The following is an 11252-nucleotide window of genomic DNA, read 5'->3' as shown; positions in this document are numbered from 1 at the left end:
GAGTGGATGGGGCAGGTGTATCGCTTCCTCGGCCTGACCGTGGGCGTGATCGTGCCTAATCTGACCGACCAGCAGCGGCGCGACGCCTATCATGCCGATATCACCTACGGCACGAACAACGAGTTCGGCTTCGACTATCTGCGCGACAATATGAAATATGAGCGCAGCTCGATGGTGCAGCGCCCGTTCGCCCACGCGATCGTTGACGAGGTCGATTCGATCCTGATCGATGAGGCGCGTACGCCGCTGATCATCTCCGGCCCGACCGACGACAAGAGCGAGCTCTACATGTCGGTCGATCGCATCGTGAAGCAGATCGCGCCGGAGGATTACGAGCTCGACGAGAAGCAGAAATCGGTGATCCTGACCGAGGACGGCACCGAACGCATGGAACGCATGCTGGAGGATGCCGGCCTGCTGGAAGGCGCCAACCTGTATGATTTCGAGAATACGCAGGTCGTCCACCACCTGAACCAGGCGATGCGCGCCAACATCGTGTTCAAGCGCGACGTCGATTATCTGGTGAAGGACGGCAAGGTCGTCATCATCGACGAGTTCACCGGCCGCATGATGGATGGCCGGCGTTGGTCCGACGGATTGCATCAGGCGGTCGAGGCCAAGGAGGGCGTGAATATCGAGCCCGAGAACCAGACGCTGGCATCGATCACCTTCCAGAATTATTTCCGCATGTACCCCAAGCTGGGCGGCATGACCGGTACCGCGGCGACCGAGGCGGCGGAATTCTACCAGATCTACAAGATGAACGTCGTCACCATCCCGACCAACGTGCCGGTCCGACGGATCGACGAGGAAGACGAGTTCTACAAGAATATCGGCGACAAGTTCGCGGCGATCGCCAAGACGATCCGCGAGAAGGCGGAGCATGGCCAGCCCATACTGGTCGGCACGGTATCGATCGAGAAGTCCGAGATGCTGTCGGAGTTCCTGACGCGCGACGGCGTGAAGCATGAAGTGCTGAACGCGCGGTTCCATGAGCGCGAGGCTCATATCGTGGCGCAGGCCGGGCGGCTGGGCGCGGTCACGATCGCAACAAATATGGCCGGCCGCGGGACCGACATCAAGCTGGGCGGCAACCTGGAATTCCGGATGCTGGACGAATATCCGGACCTGGTCGAAGGAACCGCGGACTATGACGCGGTGGCTACCAGGATAGCCGCCGAGATCGAGACCGAAAAGGCCGCGGTGCTGGCGGCGGGCGGGCTGTTCGTGCTGGGGACGGAGCGGCACGAGAGCCGCCGTATCGACAACCAGCTGCGTGGCCGGTCGGGCCGCCAGGGCGACCCTGGCCTGAGCCGTTTCTACCTGTCGCTGGACGACGATCTGCTCCGCATCTTCGGCCCGCAGACCATGTTCGCCAAGATGATGAACAAGAATCTGGAGGATGGCGAAGCGATCGTATCCCCCTGGATTTCGAAGGCGATCCAGACCGCGCAGGGCAAGGTCGAGGCGCGCAATTACGACATCCGCAAGCAGGTCGTCGAATATGATGACGTGATGAACGACCAGCGCAAGGTGGTGTACGAACAGCGCGCGGACATCATGGATGCCGACACGGTCGACGATATCGTCGCCGACATGCGCGCCGAAACGGTGAACGCGCTGGTGGCCGATGCCTGCCCGCCCAACAGCTACCCCGAACAATGGGATGCGGAGTCGCTGCGAACGCGGGCGGCCGACATGCTGGGCGTGGACGTTCCGGTAGTGGAATGGTTTGCCGAGGAAGGCATCGAACCCGACATGGTCGCCGAGCGGCTGCAGGCGGAAACCGACGCGGCGATGGCCACGAAGGTGGCGTCGATGCCGATCGAGAACTGGCGCGGGGTCGAAAAGAGCGTGATGCTCCAGTCGCTGGATCATCATTGGAAGGAGCATCTGTCGACGCTGGACGCGTTGCGGCAGGTCATCCACCTGCGCGCCTATGCGCAGAAGACGCCGATCAACGAATATAAGCAGGAGGCGTTCGCGCTGTTCGAGCGGATGCTGGTGGAGATCCGAGAGGATGTGACGCGAATGCTGGGCCATGCCCGTTTCGACCAGCCGATGCCGTTGCCGGAAATGCCCGATTTCCTGACGACGCATATCGATCCGCTGACCGGGTTCGACGACAGTTACGACATCGACGCCGGCAATCTGGGCTATATCACGACCACGCTGCCGCCGTTGCAGATGGCGCAGCCGGACATGGTGCCGGAACTGGGCGACGATCCGTCGGAATGGGAAGGTCGCGTCAGCCGCAATGCGCCATGTCCATGCGGATCCGGACGCAAATACAAGCATTGCCACGGCGCCTATTGAGGCGGTCAGCCGGTTTCATACGCCGTGGAAAAGGGGTGCAGCAGGTCGCGGTAGGGGGCGGCGACGTTCAGGCCGTCGCGGTTGATCGGGCGGCGGACCTGAAGCGCGCTGGCGGTAACCACGGCGCGTTCGGTCTTGTGCGGGGCATGGACCGCGGGCTCATCCGGCAGGCCGGCGTGAGCGAGGAGCCGACGGGTCCACATCTGCGGTTCTTTGACCAGGCCGGCATAGGGCAGCACGAGCAGGCGATCACCGAGCCGATCCTGCCAATATGCGAGCAGCGCGTCTTCCAATCGGAAATGATGCGCGATCTCCGTGAGATCATAGCTCCAACCGACACCGTGAATGAAGAAGGTCCGGAATGCCGACCACGCATTGTCGAGTGGGTCGCGACGCATCCAGATCAACGGTGCGTCGGGCAGGACGGTCGCGATCAGGCCGAGGAAGCGGCTGTTGTCGATCGTCTTGTCGACGATCCGGCCGTGATGCCCGAAGCGTTCGGCGAGCAGATGGTGGTAGAGCCCCGCCAAGGCCTCCCCGGATCCTTCGCTGGCGCGCGCGCGTGAGACGGCGTCACCCGACACGCCGCCCGCCGCAACCGCGAGATGGTGCATCAGGCTGATTTCACCGCCGTCCGCCACCGCGCTGTGGCTGGCCAGGATCTGTTCGACCAGCGTCGTGCCCGACCGCGGAAGACCAGTGACGAAGATCGGGCGGCTGCCGGCGGGATCGCGTGCCGGTGCCGTGAAATCTGCAGTCGCGAAGCCGGACATCGCCGCGGCAGCATTCGCCTCGTTTGCGCCGCGACTATAGGGCGCCACGGACCGGAGGAGCTGGCCGCCGCGGCTGTAGGCCGCGAACGCGGCGGCATGCGCACCGCGATCGGCGTGAAGTTTGCCGAGAGCATAGTGGAAGCGGGCACGATCGCCCGGCGCCTGGCGTTCGGCGGCGGCCCGGTCATCCAACATCCGATCGCCCAACGGATCGGTCGCGAAATCGACGGCGGAGGCCAGCGATAGCCAGCCCGGTCCCCAGCCGGGGCGGGCGCGGACGACATATTCCAGCTGTTCCCGACCCTCCGCGACCCGCCCGAGCGTGAGCGCCGTGTTGCCGAGCAGATAGGCGCGCGCCGCGCTGTCGTCGCCGGTCTCGGGCAGCCGCGCCATCAGTGCATGAGCCTCAGCCTGGCGGCCGGTCTGCGTGAGCAGCACGACCTTGGCGACCTGCGCCGCCGCTGTGCCGCCGGCCGCCGCGACGAACGCGTCCATCGCCCGGTGCGCCAGGTTGAGTTCTCCGCTGACCCGCATCAGTTCGGCGATGGCGCGCCATTGCTCCCCGAGCGGCGCCCGCAGCCGCAACAGCGCGCCAACCGCGAGATTGGTGGCGGTGCGATCACGACCGGCCAACGCAGCCTTCAGATCCGCAAGCAGCGCCACGATTCTTGGTGGAAGCGGGCTGCTCATGCTTTCGACGAAGGCTTGTCGAGGCAGCCCGTCCTCCGGCCACACCAGACGCGCATTTGGCGATAGCTGTGGCATCCGAAGCACTTATTCCGACGGACCTGCCGTTGACGGTGTTCCCGGTAACTGTTCATTAACCATTGATACCACGCCGGACCCAACGAGTCGGCCAAAAAGGGGATGTTCCGATGACGCTCATGACGCCACGGCTGGCGCTTGCCTGCGGAGCAGCGATGCTGTCGATCGCGACGGGATCACATGCTGCAACGATCCAGCTGTTCGACCTGGGCGGTGTCGCCGGATCGCGCGCGGAGCAGGGTTTCAACATCGCCGCCGCCTATTGGGGATCGGTGCTGACGAACAATGTCACCATCAACCTGGGCGTGGGTTTCGACGCGCTGGACCCGGGTGTGATCGGATCGACCGGCAGCACGCGGGCGGATTATTCGCTGAGGAACTGGGAGCGCCAGATCGCCGCAACGAAGAGCAATTCGAGGCTCGACCAGACGGCAGTCCTTCCGACGTTGAATGCCAGCGGTGGGGCGAACTTCATTTCCAGCGGCATATCGCCCGACGGCAATGACAATACGGCCGATGTCGACGTCATCCTGGGTGACACGGTCAGCAGCCAGAAACTGTACATGAACACCGCGGTCATCAAGGCGGTGGGTGGAACCGGAAACTTCAACCCGGCCGGGCTGGATGGGGAAGTGACGTTCAGCAACACGTTCGGGTTCGATTTCAACCCGACCAACGGCATCGGTGCGAACACGTTCGACTTCATCGGCGTCGCCATCCACGAGATCGGCCATGCGCTGGGGTTCGTGTCCGGTATCGACTATCTCGATTTCTACGGCCGTCCCAACGGCCCGGGTGCCGGCGGGCTGGGGTACAGCCTGAACGATACGTCGATCTACAGCGCGCTGGACATGTTCCGGTACAGCAAGGACCCGGCCGGCCTGATCCGCGGCAATGGCGGCGTGCTGGACCTTTCGGCCGGTACCGAAGCCTATTTCTCCATCGATGGCGGCAAGACCGCGCTGTTCGACAACAGCGTGTCGACCGGGTCGTTCAACGGCGACGAGAACCAAGGATCGCATTGGAAGGACGCGGAAGGCGTGAATCAGTGCGGCCCGCAATTGGGGATCATGGACCCGACCTTCTGCTTCGGCCAGACCGGTGAGGTGACGGCGCTGGACCTCGCGGCGTTCGACGCGATGGGATGGAACGTCGCGTTCGACGTGCTGGATAACAGCAACTATGTCGCGACGACGTCTTCCATCTATTCGATGTTCGCGCCGCCGGCGGTACCGGAGCCGGCGAGCTGGATGACGATGATCCTGGGCTTCGGCCTGATCGGCGGCGTGATGCGCCACCGGGTCAAGACCGTGCGTTTCACGACGGCCTGATCCGGCGGGTCATTCGCCGGCGGCGATCCGGCGCGCGGACACGATCCGGACAGGGGCAGCGATCATCTGCCCCTTCATCGCGCCTTCGCCCAATGTGGCGGAGATGGGCTGGGCCAGGATGCGGCGGACTACGTCCATGCCGTCCACTACGTGACCGAATGCGGCGAAGCCGAGATTGTCGCCGGGAAGCGCCGGATCGGCATCGAGCGCGGGGATTGCACCGACGGTGATGAAGAAGTCCGCCTGCGCGCTGCCCGGAACGCCGCGCGCCATCGAGATGGTGGCGTCTTCGTGGCGAATGCCGGTCAGGCTGGTGGGTTCGTGCGCGATCGGCGGATCGATCAAGCGGGGATCGCGCACGCCACCCTGAACCAGCCCGCCGTCCGCGCCATAGTGCATGGCGCGATAGAAGGTCATCCCGTCGAGCCGTTTCGTATCGACATAATGCAGGAAATTGGCGGTCGTGATCGGTGCACGGTCCTTTTCCAGTTCGAGCGTGATCGGGCCGAAGCTGGTGACCAGGGCGACACGGATGGTGGCAGGGCGCGGGGCAGCCGGTGACGCCGCCGGCACCTGCGCGGTGGCCGCCATCGGCGCGGTGGCCGGCACGATGGCGGACAAGGCGAAAAGACCGGCAAGCGCGGCGCAAACGACCATGATCATGCTCCTGACGAACATCGGGGAGTATTCGTCCTGTCCGCTTTCTAAGCGCCTGCGGGGGAATGTCGAGCGAGGGCAATCGCGCCGGGGATGGAGTTCGATGTTGGCGGTGACGCGCGAACAGACGCCGACCGAACCGTTGATGCGCGCGCTGGACTGGTCCACGTCGCCCCTGCGCGCGCCGCAGTCCTGACCACAATATTGCGTTCCGTCGTGGAATTGCTGCCCGGATCCAGATTCCCGATGTTCGTGGCCTGGAGGGTCGGACCTCAGCTTCCTTTACAACGATGCCTATGCGGAGGTGCTGCGAGCCAAGCATCCGGACCCGACGCTGCCCCGATTGACGAAGCCGTTCCGAGAAGCAGAACTGGCGGCGCGACTGGCCATGCCGGTGCCGATCCCAAGCTGTCCGGTGGCGCAGGTCTAGGCCGCGGACGGGCAAGCGGGCAGGGCGATTCCGTTCAGCATGGCGGAGTCCAGGCAGTCGATCGCCATCGCCAGCCGTTGATCGATCAGGCCGAGAAGGGCGGTCCAGCCGATCATGTCGTTCAGATCACCGGGACCGTCCGACACGCCACGCAAGCCGACCAGCGGCAGCCCGAAGCGCTGGCACGCGCGCAGGACCGCGAAACATTCCATATCCACCAGATCGGCATTGATCGCATCATAGTCATCGCCGCCCACGATATCGGCCCCGGTCGACAGTGTGGCGACCGGGATGTCCGGCCACGGCGTCGGCAGGGGGATCGCGACCGCATGATCCAGGAACGGCGTGACGCCCTTCGCGAAGCCGAGCCGGGACGCATCCATGTCGCGCCACGACACGCTGGCCACCTGATACACGCCACCAAGTTCGCAGGTCCGCGATCCGGCGGAGCCGAGCGAGACCACAAGATCGGGAAGCTGCCCGGCTTGGCGCAGGGCCTGAAGCGCAACGCCGGTTGCCAGCGCGGCCTCGATCGGGCCGACCCCGGTCATCAGCGGGTCGATCCGCGCGCGGAGATGCTCGCCATATTCCTGCGCCACCGCCATGATGAACAGGATGCGCCAGCCGCCGAGATCATGGATTTTCAACGCTGCTACTCCGTCTGGCGGGCCAACATAGGTCATCATGGTCGCGGCGAACCATGACCGGTTCGCTGCGTTCGCTCCTCAACGGATCAAGAGGTAGGGTCATGGTGAACGAAGATGTGCCGGGAACCAAGGCGCGGCGCCGGATCGTGATCGGCATGGTCGTGGCCGGGACGATCGCGCTGATCCTGCTTGCCATATTCGCCTGGCGCGTGGCCGTCCCGGCCGGACAGCAACGCCCGCAACAACCGCCGCTGGAGACGCAGCGATGACCCGGCCCGGTGATCTCAGAGGCTGAAATGGCTCCCCGGGCCGGATTCGAACCAGCGACCATTCGATTAACAGTCGAACGCTCTACCACTGAGCTACCGGGGAACGGCCCGTTTCGTCCGGGCGAGGCGCGCCTATGCTACAGCCGGGGCGCGGTGGCAACCCCGTTTTCGACAAGCCGGTCAGAAGGCGAACTGTTCCATCGTGATGCGATCGTCGAGCGCATGTTCAGGGTCGAACAGCAACGTCAACGGGTTCGTCCGATCGATCGCGACGTCGACGGTCGCGACATCGCGCACCTCGCGCTGGTCGGCGACAGCGGACACCGGCCGTTTGACCGGATCGAGCACACGGAACGAGATACGCGTCCGTTCCGGCAGGATCGCGCCACGCCAGCGACGGGGGCGAAACGGACTGATCGGCGTCAGCGCGAGTTGCGCGGAGTCGAGCGGCAGGATGGGCCCCTGCGCGGAGAGATTATAGGCGGTCGATCCGGCTGGTGTCGCCACCAGGATCCCGTCGCACACCAATTCGGGAAGGACGGTACGGCCATTGACCACGACTTCCAGCTTCGCAGTCTCGCGGGTTTCGCGCAGGAGCGAAACCTCGTTGATGGCGGGACTGCTGAAACTCTGCCCGTCGATGGTGGTCGCGTCCATGCGGAGCGGATTGACCGTGAAGGGCTTCGTCCGTCCGATGCGACCGAGCAGATCCTCCGCGCTCCATTCGTTCATGAGGAAGCCGACCGTGCCGAGGTTCATTCCGAACACCGGCAGGATGCGGTGCCGGTCGAGCATCAGGTGCAGCGTCTGCAGCAGAAACCCGTCACCACCGAGTGCGACGATCGTGTCGGCTTCCGCGATCGGAACCCAGTCGTGGCGTCGCCGAAGCTCCGCCGCCGCGTCCTGCGCCGCCTCGGTCGGCGATGCGGCGAGGGCCAGCCGGCGTTCGGGCATTAACCGCCCGTGACGCTCATGTGACGCACCGTTGCGGGTGCGGCGGCGCGGTCGCCGATCGCAAAGGCATGGGCGAGCGGCTTCATCTGCATCGCGCGGTCCAGCAAGGCATCGAGCGCCTCACGCCCGCCGGTGCGGAGTGCCGTGCGCAGATCGACCTTGTCTTCATGCCCGAGGCACATGAACAGCGTGCCCGACGCCGTGACCCGCACGCGGTTGCACGTCGCGCAGAAATTATGGGTGAGCGGCGTGATGAGCCCCAGCTTGACGCCGAGTTCCTCGACCACGGTGTAGCGGGCCGGACCACCGCTGGTTTCGTCGATATCGCGCAGCGTGTACCGCCGGGCGAGATCCGCGCGGACCCGATCCAGCGGCAGGTACCGGTCGACACGATCCTCGTCGATCGACCCCAGCGGCATGGTTTCGATCAACGTCAGATCGTGCCCGTCGTCCGCGCACCAGCGCAGCATCGGTTCGATTTCGGCATCGTTGAAGCCGGCCAGCGCGACCATGTTGATCTTCACCTGAAGACCCGCGGCCTTGGCGGCGGCGATCCCGTCCAGCACGACCGCGACATCGCCCCAGCGCGTGACGTGGCGGAACTTGTCCGGATCGCGGGTATCCAGGCTGACATTGACGCGGCGCACGCCGGCCGCAACCAGGCCGGCGGCCTGTTTCGCCAATTGCGTGCCGTTGGTGGTGAGCGTCAATTCCTCGAGTCCGTGCCCGATGTGCCGCCCGATCATCCGCGCGAGTTCGGGCACGCCGCGCCGGATCAGGGGCTCGCCCCCGGTCAGCCGGATCTTGCGCACGCCGCGGGCGATGAACGCGTCGGACAGTTCGGCGATCTCCTCCAGCGTCAGCACCTGCGCCCGGGGGAGGAACGTCATGGCTTCGGACATGCAGTAACGGCAGCGGAGATCGCATCGGTCGGTGACCGAGATGCGAAGATAGCTGATCCGACGGCCGAAACCGTCGATCAGCGGGGATGCTGTTGGCATAACATTCACGGACCTGAGCTTAAGCGTCGCAACGGCTGTGGACAAGACCGCGACGCCGGACAGAGGTGTCTCATCCTGATCATGTGCGAACGTCCGATTTCGGGCGACGTTCCGGATACGATCGGGCAAGAGATGGTTGCAGCTAGATGGAGGATGCCCGCCTGACCGACGAGCTGAGCCGCGGGGGTGGGCCGCATTTCGCGGCACCGGTATTCATCCTGTCGTTCGCCCATCGCGACGATCTGGCGGCGGCGGTGATGACCAGCGGCTGGCGACCGATAGCGGCGCGACGCGCGGAAGGCGTGGCCGCGCGGTTCCTGGCAAGTGGTGCGCGGATCGCGGTGGTGGACGGTCGGCAGGATCATGACGCCTCCGTCGCGGCGGCGCGGGCACTGGGCAGTGCGGTACAGTCCAACCATGCGGCGTTGCTGATGCTGGCGCCGGATGCACGGCCGGCGACCCTGGAGGCGGCCTATCAGGCGGGCGCGACCCATATCCTGGCCGCGCCGTTCGACGAGGCGGTGCTGGGCGTCCACCTGCGGTTTGCGGCGCGCCATGCCGATCGCCTGAACGGTCCACGCGCGGCCGAGCAGGAGGACGCGCGCGCCGATCAGTGGCGGTGGGACAGGCTGCGCGGCACCATCCTGATCAGTTCTGGGCTGCGGCGATTGATCCGGACGGCGGTGACGACGCCCCGCGCGCTGCTGGCGCAGCTGGATCATGACGGGCGGCATGCCGCGATCGATGCGTTGCGGCGCATCGCCGTGACCGGCCGGCCGACTGCCTTTGCCCATGATGGGCCGGATGGTCGCCGACTGGTGCATCACCTGACGGTGGTCGAGGATGGTGCGGTGATAGCAGGCCAGGTCGAAAACCTGGCGGCGGGGCCGCGATCGGTGCAGCGCGGCGACGCGCTGACCGGACTGGCCGACGGCGCCGGCGCGCGGCAGTGGATTGCAAGCCGGCTGGTGCCGGATGCGGACCCGCGCGGATGCGTGGTGATGATCGTGGGGATCAACCGGTTCGACATGTTGAGCGCGGCGTTCGGCCGGAGCGTGGGCGACAGCCTGTTGCAGGGTGTGGCACGGCGGATCGAGCGGCTGACGGCGACCGACCGGGTCGGCCGCCGGCTGATCGCGCGCGTGGCAGCGTCCGAGTTCCTGGTCGGGCTGGCCGCGCCCGCCGGTTTGGAGGAAGCCCGGTTCCTGGCGGGACGGATCACCGAGTCGATCGCGCGCCCCTTTGCCGCGGGGGAGCATGTCGTGACAGTGGGGTGTCGCATCGGGATCGCCATGTCCGCGCCGGATGACCATGAACCTGCCGACCTTTTGCGCCGGACCAGCGCGGCCTTGGCAGATGCGATGACCGCGGACGGCGATGCGGTCCGGTTGCTGGAAAGCGCGGGCGAAGCCGCCGCCGATCGCGATGCCCGGTTGCAGGTCGACCTTCGGCGCGCGCTGGCCCGTGACGAGATCGATATCCTGTTCCAGCCGCAGGTGGACGTGACCAGCGGGGAGGTGACGGGGGTGGAGGCGCTGGCGCGCTGGCACCACCCGACCCTGGGCGAGTTGGGTGCGGTGACGTTGTTTTCCGCGGCGGAACGATCCGACTATCTGACGGCATTGTCGGGCCATGTGCAGCGCAAGGCGCTGGCGATCGCCGCCGCGTGGCCGGAGCCGCTGAACATGCTGCGGCTGTCGATCAACGTGACGGCTGCGGACATGATGCGGCCGGATTTCGCCGCGACCCTGCTGACTGCGGTCGACGATGCGGGATTTCCGCGGCGACGGTTGACCGTGGAGGTGACCGAAAGCGGGCTGATCGAGGATCTGCGCGTCGCGGCCGGATTGCTGGCGGACCTGCGGCGGGGTGGCGTTCGGGTCGCGATCGACGATTTCGGGACCGGTTATTCCAGTCTCGCCTACCTCAAGTCCCTTCCGCTCGACTATCTGAAGATCGACCGGCGGATGAGCCAGGACATCACCGGATCGACCCGCGATCGGGTGGTGGTACACGGCGTGATCGATATGGCGCGGTCGCTGGGCCTGTCGGTGATCGCCGAGGGCGTCGAGACGGTGGAGCAGCTCGAACTGCTCGCCGCGCAAGGGT

The 11252-nt window shown here is 65.7% G+C and carries 9 protein-coding genes and 1 tRNA gene; 4 read left to right on the top strand and 6 right to left on the bottom strand.

The features are described 5' to 3' along the window. Positions 1-2316 (top strand): preprotein translocase subunit SecA (secA, locus tag VF649_RS12790; RefSeq protein ID WP_331012342.1); only part of this gene is annotated, 2316 nt, incomplete at its 5' end. 5 nt (positions 2317-2321) lie between these two features. On the opposite strand, the gene VF649_RS12785 is transcribed toward secA, so the two are convergent. Further along, positions 2322-3779: a sulfotransferase gene (locus tag VF649_RS12785; RefSeq protein WP_331012341.1), complete on the bottom strand. Its 1458-nt coding sequence runs from the start codon at positions 3777-3779 to the stop codon at positions 2322-2324. A 185-nt stretch (positions 3780-3964) separates the two neighbouring features. On the opposite strand from VF649_RS12785, the gene VF649_RS12780 reads away from it, so the two are divergent. Continuing rightward, complete coding sequence (locus VF649_RS12780; protein WP_331012340.1) at positions 3965-5185, top strand: NF038122 family metalloprotease; 1221 nt, start codon at positions 3965-3967, stop codon at positions 5183-5185. Positions 5186-5194: 9 nt separating this feature from the next. Here the strand turns inward: VF649_RS12780 and VF649_RS12775 are convergent, their stop codons facing one another. Both VF649_RS12775 and VF649_RS12770 read right to left on the bottom strand, forming a co-directional pair. Continuing rightward, positions 5195-5848, bottom strand: a complete 654-nt coding sequence (locus VF649_RS12775; RefSeq protein WP_331012339.1) for a peptidylprolyl isomerase — start codon at positions 5846-5848, stop codon at positions 5195-5197. A 420-nt stretch (positions 5849-6268) separates the two neighbouring features. Continuing rightward, positions 6269-6919: a 5'-methylthioadenosine/S-adenosylhomocysteine nucleosidase gene (locus VF649_RS12770; RefSeq protein ID WP_331012338.1), complete on the bottom strand. Its 651-nt coding sequence runs from the start codon at positions 6917-6919 to the stop codon at positions 6269-6271. A gap of 101 nt (positions 6920-7020) precedes the next feature. On the opposite strand from VF649_RS12770, the gene VF649_RS12765 reads away from it, so the two are divergent. Continuing rightward, positions 7021-7188 (top strand): hypothetical protein, encoded by a 168-nt coding sequence (locus VF649_RS12765; RefSeq protein ID WP_331012337.1) that lies wholly within the window; start codon positions 7021-7023, stop codon positions 7186-7188. Positions 7189-7216: 28 nt separating this feature from the next. Here the strand turns inward: VF649_RS12765 and VF649_RS12760 are convergent. The 3 genes from VF649_RS12760 to moaA all read right to left on the bottom strand — a co-directional run bounded on the left by VF649_RS12760 (position 7217) and on the right by moaA (position 9143). Next, positions 7217-7291, bottom strand: a tRNA-Asn gene (locus VF649_RS12760). Between the two features lie 77 nt (positions 7292-7368). Beyond that, entirely contained in the window at positions 7369-8142 is a 774-nt protein-coding gene (locus VF649_RS12755; protein ID WP_331012336.1) for an NAD kinase, read from the bottom strand. Further along, on the bottom strand, positions 8142-9143 hold the full coding sequence (gene moaA, locus VF649_RS12750; RefSeq protein ID WP_331012335.1) for a GTP 3',8-cyclase MoaA: 1002 nt from the start codon (positions 9141-9143) through the stop codon (positions 8142-8144). Before moaA ends, VF649_RS12755 begins: the two co-directional genes overlap by 1 nt. A gap of 146 nt (positions 9144-9289) precedes the next feature. Here moaA and VF649_RS12745 point away from each other — a divergent pair. After that, the coding region (locus VF649_RS12745; RefSeq protein WP_331012334.1) for a GGDEF domain-containing phosphodiesterase at positions 9290-11252 on the top strand (1963 nt) is incomplete at its 3' end.

It is taken from the genome of Sphingomonas sp. (genome assembly GCF_036387535.1).
Taxonomy (GTDB): domain Bacteria; phylum Pseudomonadota; class Alphaproteobacteria; order Sphingomonadales; family Sphingomonadaceae; genus Sphingomonas_R.
The sequence above is the reverse complement of the archived record's forward strand: the minus strand, read 5'-3'. Positions and strand labels throughout refer to the sequence as shown.